Origin of the sequence: Lactobacillus sp. ESL0677 (genome assembly GCF_029392875.1) — a bacterium.
GTDB lineage: Bacteria > Bacillota > Bacilli > Lactobacillales > Lactobacillaceae > Lactobacillus.
The window spans coordinates 585,395-603,494 of record NZ_CP113946.1 but is presented as its reverse complement, the minus strand read 5'-3'; the positions used below and the strand labels follow the sequence as shown (position 1 = coordinate 603,494).

Genomic DNA, 18,100 nt, shown 5'->3' with positions numbered 1-18,100 from the left:
ACTCTTTTTTATTGTCTTAAGGTTTCTGCTAACTCGTGCAATTTTTTAAGTCGGTGATTAACACCAGATTTTGAAATTGGGCCATCTGGCACCTGCTCTGCCAGCTCCTTTAATGATAACTCTGGATTAGTTAACCGCAACTGCGCCAGGTCACGCAACTTTTCCGGTAATGTATCTAGTCCCTTCTTGCGTTCAATCAATTCAATATCTTCAACCTGCTTGGCAGCTGCTGTTGCTGTTTTTTTCAAATTAGCTGTATCGCAGTTGACCAGCCGATTAACAGAGTTGCGCATATCACGCATAATCCGTAAATCTTCAAACGCTAGCATGGCATTCAACGCGCCCACAATATGAAGAAAATCACCAATTTTTTCTGCTTCCTTGAGATAAACAATAAATCCACGCCTGCGTTTAGTTGTTTTTGCATTCAAGAAAAAATAATGGTTCATTAATTCCAGCAAATCATCATTATGATCTTCATAAGCTGAATAAATTTCCAGATGATAACGACTAGTCTCGGGATTGTTGACGCTGCCGCTGGCCAAAAATGCACCACGCAAATACGACATTGCACCTTCCTTAGAGGTAATAATTCGCTTAGGAATTCGCGTCAGTAAGCCTGATTCCGCAGATAAAATCTCCAAATTGGTTAAAATTTCACGGACATGATTTTGCAGGCGAACAAGGTATTGGTTATTCTTCTTCAATTTCATCTTGCGTGACACGATGAGCAGCGGCTCAACGCGATAAGCGGTTTTAATCAAGGAAAAAATCCGCCGCGCAATCGCCGGATTTTCTGTGGTAATATCCAAACTAAACTGATGATCGTGAAAGTTTAACACACCATTCATTCGCAAAAATGCCGCCAGCTCTGCTTTCGCATGCTCGGGATGAATTGGCAATGCCGTCAATTCCTTTTTAACATTACTCGCATAACTTGCCATTACTTATCGGTCCTCTTTCTGCGGGACATTGCTTCATACGCCAAACTGATAATCTCACGCGCCACCTTTTTACCATCATGAAAGACCAGACCACTGCGCTGGTCAATGAAATCATCGGTAATCACGCGACTGCCTTGAGCTCGCAAGCCCGCAAAGTCATTCTTAACAGGTTCCAAGTATGCATCGTAATCTGCTGGATTAAACTTGCTCATATCGATTTTGGCACCATTAACCAGCGTTGTATCAATATAATTGCCACCAAGATGGTTATTAATGACCGCAACGTGCTCACTATCAGAAAAATGATCGGTCTCACCCAACTGCGTCATAATATTACAAATATAAATCACTTCCGCACTGGTTTCGCGCACCGCTTGACCAAGATTCGGAATCATCAAATTAGGCAAAATTGACGTAAATAAACTACCTGGGCCCAATACAACAGCATCTGCCTGCATCACGGAAGCCAAAACCGGTAAAACCGCTTCCGGCTTATCATCAGAATTGGTGTCCGTCACCCAAACGCGTTTAATTCGCTTATCTTTATCAGTGATTTCCTTTTCACCAGCTTGCTTGGTACTATCAATAAATTCCGCATTTAAGGTCAAAGGTTCATTCGATGCAGGAAAAACATGGCCATCAACGTGCATCATTTTGGATAAAGACTGCACTGCGTCAAAGATATTGCCGTGCATTTCATTTAGCGCTGCAATAATCAGATTACCGATGGCATGGCCGGAAAAGAATGAGTCTGACGAATCAAACCGGTATTGAAAAATATTTTTCTCTTCTTGCGAAATATCACTTAGAGCCACTAGCACATTACGAATATCACCGGGCGGCACAACATTAATAAAGTTGCGAATTGAACCTGACGACCCACCATCATCCGAAACGGTCACAATTGCCGTGATTTCGGCATTCTGGTCCTTTAATGCATTTAAAATTACGGGTAAGCCAGTCCCGCCGCCAATAACTACGACTTTAGGACGTCTACTTTTAATTACCCGGATAATTTTTCCTTCTCCATACGCCATTTAATTCACCTATTTTCTAGTGTAGCGACTGATTTCACGATGCGTAATATCTACCTGATAACCGCCTTTAGTTAAATCACGGGCTAGTTGCTGGGCAATCGCCACGCTGCGGTGTTGACCACCCGTGCAGCCAATCGCAATTGTCAGTTTTTCCTTGCCTTCTTTAATATAACCGGGCAAAGCAATTTTTAAGAGGTCAAGCAATTTCACATAAAAGGTCTGCGTTGTCTCTTTATCCATCACGTAATCAAAGACCCGCTTGTCTAAACCGGTAAACGGCCGCAATTTTGGTATATAAAATGGATTCGGCAAAAAACGCACGTCCATTACAATATCGGCATCGATTGGCATCCCATACTTAAAGCCAAATGACATCACTTCAATCGAAAATGGCTGCCTTTGCCGATCGCTAAATTCTTTAAGCAACTTTTGTTTTAGCTGCTTAGTCGTTAACTCAGAAGTATCAATAATATAGTTCGCGCGATTGCGGATTCCGGTTAAAATTTGCCGTTCTTGCTCAATCCCGTCAAGCAAACGGCCACTACTGGCAAGCGGCGGCAGCCTGCGTGTTTCCTTATACCGCGCAACCAATGTATCGTTTGACGCATCCAAAAAGACGATTGTCGTCTGCACAGTTCCGTTGTCTTCTAATGAATTAACCTCATCAAGCAAATCACGGTAAAAATTTTTCACCCGTAAATCAATCACAACCGCAACTTTTGTGAAATCATCAGAATTTACAATCAAATCCCAAAAACTCCCCAGAAGCGTTGGCGGCAAATTATCGACCACAAAATAGCCCATATCCTCTAAAGCATGCGCCGTCACCGTTTTACCGGCGCCACTCATGCCTGTGACAATTAACAATTGCTTTTTCTTGTCAGCCATTTTAGCCAGCCTCCCATCATCTAAATTATAGCATACCGGGTGTTTCATAACCCTTTTAACCAATAAAAAAAGTCCTTAACGGACTCTTTTTAATCATTATTAATTATCTGCGGGCAAAAGCCACAACAATTTCATTAACCCCAAAAATTAATAGCCAGAATGAAATCAGCCAAATCAAGGTCAATGCCGATAATGCCGGATTAAACATTAGACTAATTGCAATTAGCAAGCCAAAAATATTTAAAATCAGGCTAAACCAGAAATAAAAGCGCGAGAGGTTGCGCATATGCCACGAAACGATAATGCCGGAAATGGAATCAAACAAAAACCAAATTGCAAACAAGTATGCCAGCGTTAACCCAGCGGCATCGTATGAATATAGAAACAAAATACCAACTAAGATATCTAGCACCCCAGATACAATCGACATCCAGCTCAGGGAAATATAATAGTGAAAATGACTATAAAACGCAAGCCACACAAATCCTTGGACAATCGACAAAATAGCAAACAACAAAACAAAGGCATGCAATGCCTTACCCGGATGACGTAGCAGGAACAAACCCGCCACAATCATTAAAATACCTGCAAGAAATGCAGCCCAATCAAAGCCGCGATGTTCTCTGTAACTAGAAAAATTATCCATTTTCAGTCCTCCTTGTGCTTTATTGTACACTTCTGAACAAATAATTAAATGCTATTTAACTTTTCTTTTTTTTGCTGCTAATTTTGTTAGCTTTGTATCCCGCACCAACACTGGCTTGAGGTATTGTCCAGTATAACTATTTTCTACTTCCGCAACTTGCTCAGGAGTACCTGTAGCAACAATATTACCGCCGCCTTCGCCGCCTTCAGGGCCAAGATCGATTAGCCAGTCAGCATTTTTAATGACATCAAGGTTGTGCTCAATAATTAAAACGGTATTGCCCTCATCAACTAGCCGTTGTAAAACCTCAAGCAACCGCTTAATATCATCCGTGTGGAGCCCAGTTGTCGGCTCATCAAGAATATAAAAGTTCTTGCCCGTCGACAACTTTTGCAATTCAGCCGCAAGTTTCATCCGTTGAGCTTCCCCACCAGACAAAGTTGTTGCCGATTGACCTAACTTAACGTAGCCTAGACCCACATCAACAATTGTCTGTAACTTGCGGGCAATCTTAGGAATATTCTTAAAGAAGTCGCAGGCTTCGCTAATCGTCATATCCAGCACTTGAGCAATATTTTTCTTCCGGTATGTAACTTCTAGAGTTTCCGAATTATAACGACTACCGTGACAAACCTCACACGGTACATAAACATCTGGCAAAAAGTTCATTTCAATCTTGATAATTCCATCACCATGACAGGCTTCACACCGACCACCCTTGACGTTAAACGAGAAACGTGCTTTGGTGTAGCCCCGTAATTTGGCCTCATTAGTTTGGGCAAACAGCGTCCGAATATCATCAAAAACACTGGTATAGGTTGCCGGATTACTGCGTGGTGTTCGACCAATCGGGCTTTGGTCAATATCAATGATTTTTTCAATATTCTTATAGCCACTGATACTCTTGTACTTACCTGGCTTAGTCTGATTGCGATTTAATTTTTGCGCCAGTGCCCGTTTTAAAATCATGTTAATTAACGTGGATTTACCAGAACCTGACACACCACTGACTACGATAAATTTGCCTAAAGGAAAATCAACCTTAATATTTTTCAGATTATTTTCGGCAGCACCCGTAATAGTAATCTTATTACCGTTACCCTTGCGCCGTTTTAAAGGAACAGGGACAAACTTTTTACCAGTTAAATACTGTCCGGTCAGCGATTGAGGATTTTCTTCAACTTCTTGCGGTGTCCCAGCAGCCATTACTTCACCGCCATAGGTCCCAGCACCAGGTCCCATATCAATCAGATAATCGGCCTGGCGCATTGTTTCATCATCATGCTCAACCACAATCAGAGAGTTACCTAAGTCGCGCATTCGTTTTAAAGCAGTAATTAAGCGATCATTATCACGTTGGTGCAACCCAATCGATGGCTCATCAAGGACATACATAACTCCCGATAAATTGGAGCCAATCTGTGTTGCCAAGCGGATTCGCTGTGCTTCCCCACCTGATAAAGTATTGGCTGATCGCGATAAAGTTAAGTAATCTAAGCCCACACTGTTTAAAAAGGTCAGACGATCACGGACTTCTTTCAAAATTGGCTTGGCAATAATTGTTTCTTGCTCATCAAACTTAACCCCGTTAAAGAAGTCTAGTGCCTTGTTGATTGCGAGTTCTGAAGCTTCGGCAATATCCTTGCCCATCACTTTAACAGCCAATGCTTTTTCATTAAGGCGTTTACCGTGGCAGGTTGAACAAGTAAGTTCGGTCATATACTTGCCCATCACATCACGCATGAATTTCGACATTGGATGTTTATAACGCCTTTCAACATTTTCCATCGCGCCTTCAAACGGTGCCGTGGTATCGTTAACGCCAAAATCACCGGTAACGTGAAACTTAATTTCTTTCGTTGAGCCGTGTAAAATTGTCTCTTGCTGTTTTTTAGTTAATTTTGAAAATGGCTTATTCAGCGGGATTTTTAATGCATCGCAGGCTTGAGCCAGCATTTCACCGTAATATTTAGAATTTTTCCACGGTGCAATTGCGCCTTCAGCCAAAGTCTTACTTTTATCAGGAACCACCAAATCCTTGTCAACTGACAGCTTGACCCCGAGGCCATCACAATCAGGACAAGCTCCAAACGGCGCATTAAAAGAGAAGAGCCGCGGCTCCATTTCGCCAACCGTAAAACCACACTTAGGACAAGCATAATATTCCGAAAAGTTCAACATAGTATTCCCAATGACGTCAACGTTCATGTAGCCATCAGACAGACGCAGAGCCGCCTCAACAGAATCAAATAATCGCGAACGAATTCCTTCTTTAACAATTAACCTGTCAACCACAATGTCAATCGTATGCCGCTTATTCTTGGCTAAATTGAAGTCTTCACCAATTTCATGCATCTCACCATCAACAATGACCCGCACGTAGCCAGCCCGTTGAACACGCTTGAAGACTTCCTTATGCTCGCCACGCTTTGCCCGCACAACTGGTGCGAACAATTGAATTTTACTTCGCTCGGGCAGGCTTAAAATGCGATCAACCATCTGTTGCGCTGATTGCCGTTCAATTAACGTCCCATCGTTAGGACAGATTGGGTGCCCAACACGCGCCCATAATAACCGCAGATAATCGTTGATTTCAGTAACCGTTCCAACTGTTGAACGCGGGTTATGCGACGTCGTTTTTTGGTCAATTGAAATTGCTGGGTTCAAACCGTCAATAGAGTCGACATCAGGCTTATCCATTTGTCCCAAAAATTGTCGGGCATAACTAGATAGTGACTGCACATAGCGTCTGCGACCTTCGGCATAAAGCGTATCAAAGGCCAGTGAACTCTTACCGGAACCTGACAAACCAGTGATGACCACTAGTTTATCCTTTGGAATTGTTAAATTAATATCCTTGAGATTGTGCTCACGCGCACCACGGATAACGATTTTATCATTTACCATTTAATGTTTTTCCCTTTTTCTTAATCGGTTTTCTCGTCGAATTTTCTAATTCCATAATTGCATCCCGCAAGGTTGCTGCCCCTTCAAAGTCCAGCTTCTTAGCGGCATCTTGCATTTGCTTGCGCAAATCAGAAATCATTGTCTTCTTCTGTTTAGCAGTCAACTCATCAAAGTTAAGATCCGCAAAGCTATCACTGTCAGGCACATCATCCGCCGTCTTGATTGCTGAAATGGCATCCCGAATCGGCTTCACAATTGTTGTCGGTGTGATACCATGTTCTTCATTAAAAGCAATCTGCAGCTTCCGCCGTCTTTGCGTTGCCTCAATTGCTTCCCGCATGGAATCAGTAATCGAATCGGCATACATGATAACCTCACCATTTTGGTTACGTGAAGCTCGACCCATCGTCTGAACTAACGGTCGATAAGCCCGCAAAAAGCCTTCTTTGTCCGCATCCAAAATTGCTACCAAGGAAACCTCGGGCACGTCAATTCCTTCGCGCAGCAAGTTGATACCAATTAATACATCATATTTTCCTAGTCGTAAGTCACGCAAAATCTGCATTCGCTCCAAAGTTTTAACATCTGAATGCAGGTATTGGACCTTAATTCCCAAGTCCTTGAGATAATCAGTCAAGTCCTCCGCCATCTTTTTGGTTAATGTTGTCACAAAAACCCGCTCATGATGGTCAATACGCTTATTAATTTCCGCTACCAAGTCATCAATTTGCCCCTCAATCGGTCGAACCTCAATCTTAGGGTCTAGCAATCCCGTTGGTCTGATAATCTGCTCAACCTTATGCGGTGTGCGCGCTAATTCGTAATCCCCCGGCGTTGCCGACACATACAAAATTTGGTTAACGTGCTTTTCAAATTCCTGCAATTTTAACGGTCTGTTATCAAGCGCTGATGGCAAACGAAAACCATAGTCAATCAAGGTCTTTTTTCGATTACGGTCGCCATTATACATTGCCCGGATTTCTGGCATTGTGGCGTGCGACTCGTCAATCAAAATCAAAAAGTCATCAGGAAAGAAGTCAAGCAGCGTATACGGTGGTTCGCCTTCCTTACGACCTTCCATGTGGCGCGAGTAATTTTCAATTCCGTTTGTATAGCCAACCTCACTCATCATTTCCATGTCATAGGTCGTGCGTTGCTTAATCCGCTCGGCTTCCAGTAATTTGCCTTCACCCTCGAATTCTTTTACCTGCAATTTCATTTCTTGTGAAATTAACTTAAGCGCGCGCCGCATCTGCTCATCGTTAGTCATAAAGTGGGTCGCGGGAAACAATGAAATACTTTCACGTTCGCCAATTACTTCACCGGTTAACGCATCAACTTCCACAATCCGGTCAATTTCATCACCGAAAAATTCAATCCGGTATGCATGGTTGGAATTACCAGCTGGAAAAACTTCCACACTATCACCACGCACACGAAAACGCCCACGTTGAAAGTCAATATCATTGCGGTCATATTGAATATTTACCAAATCACGCAGCAGAGTATTGCGCTCGTATTCTTCGCCCTCATGCACGGTAATCACACTAGCGGCATACTCATGCGGGTCACCTAAACCGTAGATACAAGAAACCGAGGCTACAACAATCACATCGTTACGTTCCATCAGATCGCTAGTCGCCTGGTGGCGCAGCTGGTCAATCTCGTCATTAATTGCCGAGTCTTTTTCAATATAAGTGTCAGACTGTGGCACATAGGCTTCAGGCTGGTAATAATCATAGTAAGACACGAAGTAGTCAACAGCATTATGCGGGAAAAATTCTTTAAACTCACCGTACAATTGACCCACCAATGTTTTATTGTGAGAAATAACTAAAGTTGGCTTATTTAAATTAGCAATAATATTCGCCATCGTGAAGGTCTTACCAGTACCAGTTGCCCCTTCAAGAATTTGCTCCTTATCGCCCTTCTTAAAGCCCTGAGTTAGCTGCTGAATCGCCTGCTCTTGGTCGCCAGCAGGCTGAAATTTAGATACAAGTTCAAATTTACGCTTTTCTTGTCGCTTAATCATAAAAAGACTCCTCGTAAAAAAGTTGGACAAAAAGCCCAACTTTTATTAATGTATTTCATTTTACTACAGCGAACATATTTTCGCACGCTATTTAGCTTATTTTAACAGCTCTGCCAAAGCTGCCTGATAATCTTCTGCAGCCTGTTCGGCAGCTGCAACATCTGACTTGTTGACGCCAACATAGGCCTTAATTACCGGCTCTGTACCAGACGGTCTTAAAGCAAGCCAGGTTTCATCAGCCAAGAAGTACTTCAAGACATTTGACTTTGGCAAGTCCGTCATCGGTTTTGTCTGTCCGTTAACCGTTTCTTCTTGCAGTAAAAAGTCCTGCATTTTAACCACTGATACACTATTAATTTGGGTCAAATGGGCGCTGCGCAATTTACTCATTAACGTCGCCATTTTCTTTTGCCCGCCGATTCCCGGCATTTCGATTGCCCGTGTAATTTCGTACGAAGTACCATACTTTTGCCAGATTTCTTTCAAACCATCTAAAACGGTCATGCCCCGCGAAGCATAGTATGACGCAACTTCTGCAAACATTAACGCACCCTGCATGGCATCCTTATCGCGAGCAAACGGCTTAAACAAGTAACCATAACTTTCCTCAAAGCCCATTAAGAACTTGCCGTCACGCTCCTTATTCATTCGGTCAACTTCTTCGCCGATAAATTTAAATCCAGTTAAAACCGATTTGGTCTTAATGCCAAAGCTTTGGGCAATCTTTAATGGCATTTGACTAGAAACAATTGAGGCAATCAATTCATAATCACCAGTTAATTGACCGCTATCTTTCAAATTAGTTAACAAATAATATGCCATCAAGGTGGCAATTTGATTACCCGTCAAAACTTGAAAATCACCATTTTCGGTTCGAACACATGCACCCATTCGGTCAGCATCCGGATCGGTCGCAATAATCAAATCCGCATTTTTTTCATTGGCTAAAGCCACGCCGGGATCAAAGACATCCCGATATTCAGGATTAGGCTTTTTAGTAGTTGGAAATTCCGGGTCAATAATTGACTGACTAGAAACAGGGATAACGTTAGTAAAGCCGCCCTGTCGAAACGCCCGGTCGTAAATCATCTTTCCCGTACCGTGCAGCGGCGAATAAATAATCGTTAACTTATCAGCATTTTCTTTAATTATTTGTGAGTTAACGTTGACTGTTTTTAACTCTGCCAAATATGCTTCATCAAGGTCTTCACCGATTAATTGCAATAGTCCTTGAGCCCGCAACTGCGTTACTGGTGCCGCCTTAATAGTAAACATGTTTTGGACCTGTTGTGCATGCGCAAAGACGCGAGCAGCATTTTCTGGTCCCATCTGGGCACCATCAGCACCATAAACCTTATAACCATTATATTGTTTGGCATTGTGAGAAGCCGTGATGTTAATCCCAGCAAAAGTATGCAGGTATCGCACTGCAAAAGAAAGTTCTGGCGTTGGTCGCAAATCATCAAACAAATAAACGTGTATGCCATGTGCCCCTAGCACGCGAGCAGCAATTTCAGCAAACTCCCGTGAATGATAACGCGAGTCAAATGAAATAACGACACCACGCTTTTGTGCATCAGCACCATTTTCATCAATTAATCGGGCCAAGCCTTCAGTAACCCGCTCAATTGTGAACAGATTTATCCGGTTTGTCCCCGGCTCTAATCTACCACGCATCCCCGCGGTCCCAAAATTAATTTCTTGACCAAAAGCATCTTCAACCCACTTAGCATCTTGACCCAAGGTTGTCAGCTGCTCCTTTAAATAATCCGGCATATTTTGGACTTGTTGCCAATTTTCAAAAATTTCTTTTGCATTCATTACCGTCATCTACCTCAATTTTCACACAATAAATTCGGTTTCATCTAGTCTATTTTAGCATTTATCGTTAGCAGTAAATAAAAAGAATTCATCTTCCGATGAATTCTTAAGATTAATCATTTAAATTTTGTAAATAGTTATAGGCTTCTTGTCCGGCAACACTACCTTCACCAACTGCATTAGCAATCTGGCGCAGGTCCTTGGCACGCACATCTCCCAAAGCAAACACACCAGGCACCTTAGTCTGCATGTGTTCGTCAGTTGGAATCCAGCCTTTATCATCCAAAACGCCCAAGTCCTTAAATGGTGTAGTTTGCGGCAGCATTCCCACGTAAATGAAGACCCCACGAGTGGCTAACTGCTTTTCTTCGCCAGTTTCCTTGTCTTGATAGGTAACGCCAGTAACCTTCTGACCATCGCCAACAATTGACTCGGTATTCGCATTCCAAATGAAGTGCATCTTGTCATTAGCAAAGGCACGTTTTTGTAAAGTAGCCTGTGCACGCAATTGATCGCGGCGGTGAATGACTGTAACTGATTTTGCAGATTGAGCAAGATAGATGCCTTCCTCGATTGCGGAGTCGCCCCCACCAATGACTGCAATATCTTCATCCCTAAAGAATGCGGCATCACAAACGGCACAATAAGAAACACCTTTACCCGAATATTTTTCTTCACCTGGGACACCTAAGTGGCGGTGATCAGCACCAGTTGCAATAATTAGGGCCTGAGTAGTGTATTCGCCAGCATCGGTTTTAACAATTTTGGTATTACCATCAAGTTCAACCGACTGCACATCACCATATTCGAATTCAGTACCAAAACGCATGATTGAATTGTACATTTTTTCGCCTAATTCAGGACCTTTAATGTCACTGAAACCAGGGTAATTATCAATTGCATCAGTGTTGTTCATTTGACCGCCATAAAGTCCTCGGTCAAGCATTAACACTGACAAATTAGCACGCGAAGCATAAAGCGCGGCGGTCATTCCGCCGGGGCCAGCACCAATAATAATTACATCATAACTCTTTGCCATGTTTTCACCTCAAGTAGTTTCTTATTTTTAGTAAGTAAATTATACATCAGTAACCGCTTAGAGTCTAATTTCCTGTTTTGGACTACGACCCATCATCTTAGCAATTTCATCATCGACATTAGTATTTTCATATAAAACACGGTAAATGGCTTCACTAATCGGCATGTCAATTTGCTTTTCCGCACATAATTCGTGGACAGCCTTAACAGTTGTTGCACCTTCAACTACTTGTCCCATATTTTCAAGAATGTAATCCAGACTCTTGCCTTCACCAATTTGCTTACCGCAGCGCCAATTACGAGAATTGACAGAGGTACAGGTAACAATCAAATCACCAATACCAGCTAAGCCACTAAAAGTTAAAGGTTTGGCACCAAAGTAATTAACCCCCAGGCGTGTAATTTCAGCTAATCCCCTTGTCATTAAGGCAGCTTTGGCATCATCACCATAATGCTTACCAACTAAAATTCCCGCAGCAATGGCGATAACATTTTTAACGGCACCGGCAACTTCAACACCGATTAAATCATCATTGGTGTAAAAGCGCACATAGTCATTGGACATCAGCTCTTGAATTTTTTTAGCATTTTCCATACTAGTTGAAGCACAAGAAATAGCTGTTAAATCCTTCTGAGCAACGCTTTCGGCATGACTAGGACCAGAAATAGCAACAATCTTATCAGTATCGTCTGGATAAACTTCTTCAGTTAGAATCTCAGAAATTAATTTCTTCGTTCCTGGTTCGATTCCCTTAGTTGCAGTAACTAATAACGGCTTGTTGCCAGTTGCTGCTAAAACTTGGTGCACATTTTTAGCAACGCTGCGAATTGCGCTGGTTGGCAAAACAAACAAAACAACTTCGGCTCCAGTTAAGGCTTCTTCAAGATTACCAGTTGCTGTGGCCGTTTCATTAACGTGCCAGTCTTTCATATAATGCAAGTTAGTATGTTGCTCATTGATTTCTTGGTTAACCTGTTCGTTATTGCCAAACAAGACAACTTCGTTTCCCTTATCAGCAAGCATTGAGCCCAAAACGGTTCCCCATGAACCTGCTCCCAAAACTGCAATTTTTGTCATTTTTATTCCTAACTTTCTTTAATCAATACTTTTTAATCTCTGGTATACGGATACTTGAGGCCACTGCCTTCGAGGTACCACTTGGGTTTTACTTTTACCCGGCGGTAAATAAATAGTGCAATCACAATTAAAAACAATACCAAACTTAATAATTGCGAAACGCGAATATTGCCAACTAAATATAAGCTGTCAGTTCTAAGTCCCTCAACAAAAAAGCGGACAATTGCATACCAACCAAGATAAAACATAAAAACTTCACCCTGCTTAAACAAGTGTGTGCGGTGGCGCAAACTTAGAAGGATTACCAAACCAACCAAGTTGAAAAATGATTCATACAAAAAAGTCGGCTGGTAATAAACACCGTTAATTTTCATCTGCGCAATAATGAATTGCGGCAAATGTAGACTCTGTAAGAAATGCAAGGTTGTCGGGCCACCGTGAGCTTCTTGGTTCATAAAGTTGCCCCAACGACCCAAAATTTGCGCGGCAAGTACGCCCGGCGCAATCACATCAAGCATTAAAAATGGTGGTAAGTCTCTCTTATGGCAAAAAATCAACAGGACAATTGCCCCAGCAATTAAACCGCCATAAATAGCGATACCGCCATTCCAAATGGCAATAATCTGATCTGGGTGCTGCGAGTAATAACCCCATTCAAAAACTACGTAATAAATGCGGGCACCAACATAACCAAGCGGCACACCCCACAGCAATAGATCAATAAAATCATCACTGGCAATCTGCCGACGTCTGCCTTCAATAATTGCCATTGACGCTGCAATAACGATTGCAACAGCCATAATAACGCCGTACCACTTAATACTAATCCCGCCCAATTCAAGGGCAACTGGATTAATCGCTAATGTCATTTACTTTTATCTCCTGACGTATTCTTTTGGGAATTTTCGGCAATTAGAGCTGTTAAATTATTATCAAAAGTTCGCGTCGCATCATAGCCCCACCTTTTGGCCCGAAAATTCATGGTGGCAATTTCAATAATGTCCTCCATATTCCGACCAACTTTGACGGGAATAGTAATTTGCGGAATTTCTACGTTACAAATATCGCGTGTACTTTCTTCAAAGCCAAGGCGATCATAATTGGCGTTGTTGTCCCAATTAACCAGTTTAATTACTAATTTGATACTGGACCGGCGCTTTACCGCACCGACACCAAACAAGTCCATCACGTCAATAATGCCAATCCCGCGAATTTCCATCAAATGCTTCAAAATTTTCGGCGCTTCGCCCATAACAGTTTCAACGTCTTTTTGGTATACATCAACCCGGTCATCAGCAATTAGCCGGTGACCGCGATGAATTAAGCCTAACGCGGTTTCCGACTTACCAACGCCGGAATCACCGGTCAGTAAAACACCTAGGCCTTTGACTTCAACCAAAACACCATGAATTGTATCACGTACTGCGAGTCGTTCACGCAAATATTCCGTTAAAATGCTTGAAACATAGGTAGTCGACTCTGACGAGGTTAAGATCGGAATTTGTGCATTATCTGCAGCTTCCACAAGTTCAGACGGAACCCGCAACGAGCGTGAAATAAAGAAGCATGGCGTTTGCGGTGTACACATTTTAGTAAAAACATGCACTAGACTTTCATGATCCAGCCTTGCAGCATAAGAAATTTCCGTTCGGCCTAGCAGCTGAATGCGTTGCTTAGGGTAAAAGTCAAAGTACCCCGTCAACTCTAATCCCGGCCGGTAAATATCCGACACCACAATCTCTGTCTTTGCGACATACTGCTTACCGTGTGCAACATGAATAATCTTGTTATCGCGAATTAACTTCTCTAATTTAACAGCATTTACCATTTTAACTGCCTCTTTAGTTACTTATCAACATCCTTGGTCTTAACATTACGTGCTTTTTTCCGTTTAGGCTTGACACTATTGCCTTGCCAATTGGTCCAATTACCATTACTACTACTTGGCCTATTTTCATAATCATCATTCTTAGTAAAATGATTAATCAACCAAATAATCACCGCAATAATAATAATTGCTGGCAGCAACATAAATAAAATATGGAAGAACGCAAATAGCAGAATCAAAATGACTGCCGCGCCTAACACTAAGCCTACTATTCCCCAAAAACTCATTTTTTCACCTATTCTGGATTATCTTGACTAAGCAGCCATTGCAAATACGCATACACAAACGGCTGCAGCTTTCCATCCATTACACCACTTGTATCGGCCGTTTCATAGCCAGTGCGCAAATCTTTAACTAAATTATAAGGATGAAAAACATAGGACCGAATTTGCGAGCCCCAGCCAATTTCTTTCTGGTCGCCTTTGAGTTCTTGCTTATGCTGACGCTTCTTTTCTTCTTCCAAATGGAACAGCTTAGCCCGTAATTCATTCATCGCTGTTTCCCGGTTTTGCAGTTGCGAACGTTGAGCTTGGGAAGTCGTCACAAAACCTGTCGGCAAGTGAGTAATTCGAACAGCACTAGATGTCTTATTGATATGCTGCCCACCTGCTCCACTTGAGCGGTAAACATCGATACGCAAATCTTTGGGATTAATGTCGATTTTAATGCTGTCATCAATCTCAGGAATAACTTCCACCGAGGCAAACGAAGTATGACGCCGTTTAGCAGAGTCGAACGGTGAAATCCGCACCAACCGGTGAACACCATTTTCAGACTTTAATAGCCCATACGCATTCTTCCCAGTAACGCGAACACTAACACTCTTAACCCCAGCTTCTTCACCAGGTTCATAATTATTGATTTCAAATTTAAAATCACGTGCATCAGCATATCGCTGATACATCCGCAACAGCATCGAAGCCCAGTCCATTGCTTCCGTGCCACCTGCACCGGGATGAATTTCTAACAAAGCATTGTGATTATCATATTTCCCTGATAAAAGCAGATCCATTTCATAATCATGAAATTCATCTTGCAATTTAATTAAGTCAATTTCAACCTCTTCTTGCAAGTCATGATCTGGCTCAAGCCGCAGCAATTCCAATGCGGTTACTTCATTTTGATAATTTTCCTGCAAGTGAATAAACGAGTCGCGCTTTTCTTTGAGTAAATTATTATCAGCAATTAATTGTTGGGCCTTTTCCTGACTATCCCAAAAATTCGGTTCCTGCATCTTGCCTTCATTTACGGCAATACTCTCATCAATTGATTCAAGGTCAAAGAGACCCCCTAAAGTGATCTAGTCGCTTTTTTAATTCGTCTAGCGCACTTTGAATTTCGCTAATTTCCATTGTCTAGTCCTTTTCTTTTATTTATCAGCAAAAAAGAGAAAGCACCCTTGCTTTCCCTCAAACCTTATATTAACGGCTAAGATTTTGTCTGATTTCAGCTTTCATAAATAACCGAGTTACATCAAACTCAATATTTGAAATCATTTCTTCAAACATGTTGTAACCTGAATCCTGGTATTCAACCAAAGGGTTAAGTTGACCATAACCACGCAGACTAATTGATTGACGCAATTGATCCATCGCATCAATATGGTCGGTCCAGCGATCATCAACAACGCGCAAAATAACAACCTTTTCAAATTCAAGCATTTCAGACGGATCAGCTAAAGCACGTTCTTTTTCTTCAAAGTTAGCTTCAACAATATCGTATAGTTTTTGCTTCAGTTCCGGCACTGTAATTGTCTTAAAGTCAAAACTATCAGCAGTTTCTTCATTTGTAATGCTGGAAACGATAAAGTCACGTAAAGAATCCAAGCGCCACTTCTTGCGGTCACCTTGTGTGAACATATCAACTTGGCTATTAATTGTGCGCTTAATCATTGGTACTAAAACATCTTTCAGGGAGTCTTCTTCACCAATGACTTGCATCCGTTCACCGTAAATAATTTCACGTTGAATCCGCATAACATCATCGTATTGCAAGGTTTGCTTACGCGTATCGTAGTTGTTACCTTCAACCCGCTTTTGCGCAGATTCAACTTGACGAGTAATCAACCGACTTTCAATTACCTTGTCATCATCATTATCTGACAAGCGGTCCAAAAAGTCCTTAACTCGGTCGCCGCCAAAACGCTTCATCAAATCATCTTCAAGTGATAAGTAAAATCTGGTTTCACCAGGGTCACCCTGACGACCAGAACGACCACGAAGCTGGTTATCAATTCTACGTGATTCATGCCGTTCGGTTCCGATAACAGCTAAACCGCCTAGTTCTGTAACACCAGGCCCCAACTTAATATCAGTACCACGACCAGCCATGTTCGTCGCAATTGTTACAGCACCACGTTGACCAGCATTCATGATAATTTGAGCTTCTTTAGCGTGATTTTTCGCATTCAAAACTGCGTGCGGAATGCCAGCACGATCAAGTAATTTACTCAAACGTTCTGAACTTTCAACAGCTACCGTACCAACCAAGACAGGTTGACCTTTTTCATGACGATCCTTAATATCAGCAACAACCGCATTAAATTTTGATTCCAAAGTCGGATATAAAATATCTGAATTATCAACTCTGGCAATTGGCCGGTTAGTTGGGATCGTGATTACCTGCATGTTATAGATTTCACGAAATTCTTCTTCTTCTGTCTTAGCAGTACCAGTCATCCCGGCAAGCTTTTTATACATTCTGAAGAAGTTTTGGTAAGTGATAGTTGCTTGCGTCTTGGATTCTTCTTGAATTTTAACGCCTTCCTTAGCCTCAATCGCTTGGTGCAAGCCGTCAGAATACCGCCGACCTTGCATTACCCGGCCGGTAAATGAATCGACAATCAAAACTTCGCCATCTTGGACAACGTAGTCAATGTCCTTAAGCATAATATAGTTAGCTCTCAGTGCTTGATCCAAGTGGTGAACCAATTTTTGGTTTTCGACATCATACAAGTTCTTTAAGCCAAAATGTTCACAGGCCTTTTCAATCCCTGTCCGCGTGAATGAAATCGTTTTGGTCGGCCAATCAATCTTGTAATCGCCGTAGTCCTTGTCATCATCCGCATCATCATCACTTTTATCCTCTTGAAGAGTCTTAACAAATCTGTCGGCGCGAATATAATCACCATTAGCCTGTTCAGCTTCACCAGAAATAATCAGTGGCGTTCTGGCTTCATCAATTAAAATTGAGTCGACCTCATCAATGATTGCATAATTAAGCGGTCTTTGAACCATCTGCTCCTTGTAGACAACCATGTTGTCACGCAAGTAATCAAAACCAAGTTCCGAGTTAGTTGAATAAGTAACGTCGCAACTATATGCAGCCCGCTTTTCATCTGGCGCCATTGAGTTCAAATTTAAGCCCACTGTCAGACCTAACCACTTATATAGTTGGCCCATTTCTTCTTCGTCACGACTTGACAAGTATTCGTTAACCGTAACTACGTGAACACCTTTACCAGTCAATGCATTCAAATAAACCGGCATGGTGGCTGTTAAAGTTTTACCTTCACCAGTCATCATTTCGGCAATATTCCCAAAGTGCAAGGCAATTCCACCCAAAATTTGAACGTGGAATGGATATAACCCTAAGACTCTCTTAGCACCTTCTCTGGCAACCGCAAAAGCTTCAGGTAAAATTGCATCTAGATTCTCACCCTTCTTCAATCTCTCCTGAAATTCTGGCGTCTTAGCCTTTAGTTGCTCATCAGAAAATTTACTGTACTCGTCAGCATGACTTTCAACCTGACTTGCTATATTTTCGAACTTTTTAAGTTCTCGTTTATCGTTGTTATAGAGTTTCTTTAAAATGTTTACCAT

The 18,100-nt window shown here is 42.0% G+C and carries 14 protein-coding genes; all 14 read right to left on the bottom strand.

The genetic code is table 11. The features are described 5' to 3' along the window. Nucleotides 1–8: 8 nt before the first annotated feature. Nucleotides 9–944 carry a DNA-binding protein WhiA gene (gene whiA, locus OZX76_RS03105; RefSeq protein ID WP_277144623.1) on the bottom strand — a complete coding sequence of 312 codons (936 nt, stop codon included), beginning with the start codon at nt 942–944 and terminating at the stop codon, nt 9–11. Further along, nucleotides 944–1,981, bottom strand: a complete 1,038-nt coding sequence (gene yvcK / locus OZX76_RS03100; RefSeq protein WP_277180846.1) for a uridine diphosphate-N-acetylglucosamine-binding protein YvcK — start codon at nt 1,979–1,981, stop codon at nt 944–946. Before yvcK ends, whiA begins: the two co-directional genes overlap by 1 nt. Nucleotides 1,982–1,990: 9 nt before the next feature. Next, a complete protein-coding gene (gene rapZ / locus OZX76_RS03095; RefSeq protein ID WP_277180844.1) occupies nt 1,991–2,869 on the bottom strand; it encodes an RNase adapter RapZ in 879 nt (292 codons plus the stop codon). 103 nt (nt 2,870–2,972) lie between these two features. Next, nucleotides 2,973–3,515: a DUF308 domain-containing protein gene (locus tag OZX76_RS03090; protein ID WP_277180842.1), complete on the bottom strand. Its 543-nt coding sequence runs from the start codon at nt 3,513–3,515 to the stop codon at nt 2,973–2,975. A 51-nt stretch (nt 3,516–3,566) separates the two neighbouring features. Then, nucleotides 3,567–6,422, bottom strand: coding sequence for an excinuclease ABC subunit UvrA (gene uvrA, locus OZX76_RS03085; RefSeq protein WP_277180839.1), 2,856 nt, complete (start codon nt 6,420–6,422; stop codon nt 3,567–3,569). Continuing rightward, nucleotides 6,412–8,454, bottom strand: a complete 2,043-nt coding sequence (gene uvrB / locus OZX76_RS03080) for an excinuclease ABC subunit UvrB (protein ID WP_277180837.1) — start codon at nt 8,452–8,454, stop codon at nt 6,412–6,414. Before uvrB ends, uvrA begins: the two co-directional genes overlap by 11 nt. A 96-nt stretch (nt 8,455–8,550) precedes the next feature. Next, nucleotides 8,551–10,275 carry a phospho-sugar mutase gene (locus OZX76_RS03075; RefSeq protein ID WP_277180836.1) on the bottom strand — a complete coding sequence of 575 codons (1,725 nt, stop codon included), beginning with the start codon at nt 10,273–10,275 and terminating at the stop codon, nt 8,551–8,553. Between the two features lie 112 nt (nt 10,276–10,387). After that, nucleotides 10,388–11,314: a thioredoxin-disulfide reductase gene (gene trxB / locus OZX76_RS03070; RefSeq protein WP_277180834.1), complete on the bottom strand. Its 927-nt coding sequence runs from the start codon at nt 11,312–11,314 to the stop codon at nt 10,388–10,390. A gap of 57 nt (nt 11,315–11,371) precedes the next feature. Further along, the gene (locus OZX76_RS03065; RefSeq protein ID WP_277180832.1) at nt 11,372–12,391 is read right to left on the bottom strand and encodes an NAD(P)H-dependent glycerol-3-phosphate dehydrogenase; all 1,020 of its coding nucleotides are present in this window, start codon (nt 12,389–12,391) and stop codon (nt 11,372–11,374) included. Between the two features lie 32 nt (nt 12,392–12,423). Continuing rightward, nucleotides 12,424–13,260 carry a prolipoprotein diacylglyceryl transferase gene (gene lgt / locus OZX76_RS03060; RefSeq protein WP_277180830.1) on the bottom strand — a complete coding sequence of 279 codons (837 nt, stop codon included), beginning with the start codon at nt 13,258–13,260 and terminating at the stop codon, nt 12,424–12,426. After that, on the bottom strand, nt 13,257–14,219 hold the full coding sequence (hprK, locus tag OZX76_RS03055; protein WP_277180828.1) for an HPr(Ser) kinase/phosphatase: 963 nt from the start codon (nt 14,217–14,219) through the stop codon (nt 13,257–13,259). The genes lgt and hprK overlap by 4 nt, the downstream gene beginning before the upstream one ends. A 17-nt stretch (nt 14,220–14,236) precedes the next feature. Further along, complete coding sequence (locus OZX76_RS03050) at nt 14,237–14,506, bottom strand: hypothetical protein (protein ID WP_277180826.1); 270 nt, start codon at nt 14,504–14,506, stop codon at nt 14,237–14,239. 8 nt (nt 14,507–14,514) lie between these two features. After that, a protein-coding gene (gene prfB, locus OZX76_RS03045) for a peptide chain release factor 2 (protein ID WP_277180824.1) occupies nt 14,515–15,631 on the bottom strand; the annotation gives its coding sequence in 2 pieces (ribosomal slippage) (nt 14,515–15,558 and nt 15,560–15,631; 1,116 coding nt in all). Between the two features lie 69 nt (nt 15,632–15,700). Continuing rightward, nucleotides 15,701–18,100 (bottom strand): preprotein translocase subunit SecA, encoded by a 2,400-nt coding sequence (gene secA / locus OZX76_RS03040; RefSeq protein ID WP_277180822.1) that lies wholly within the window; start codon nt 18,098–18,100, stop codon nt 15,701–15,703.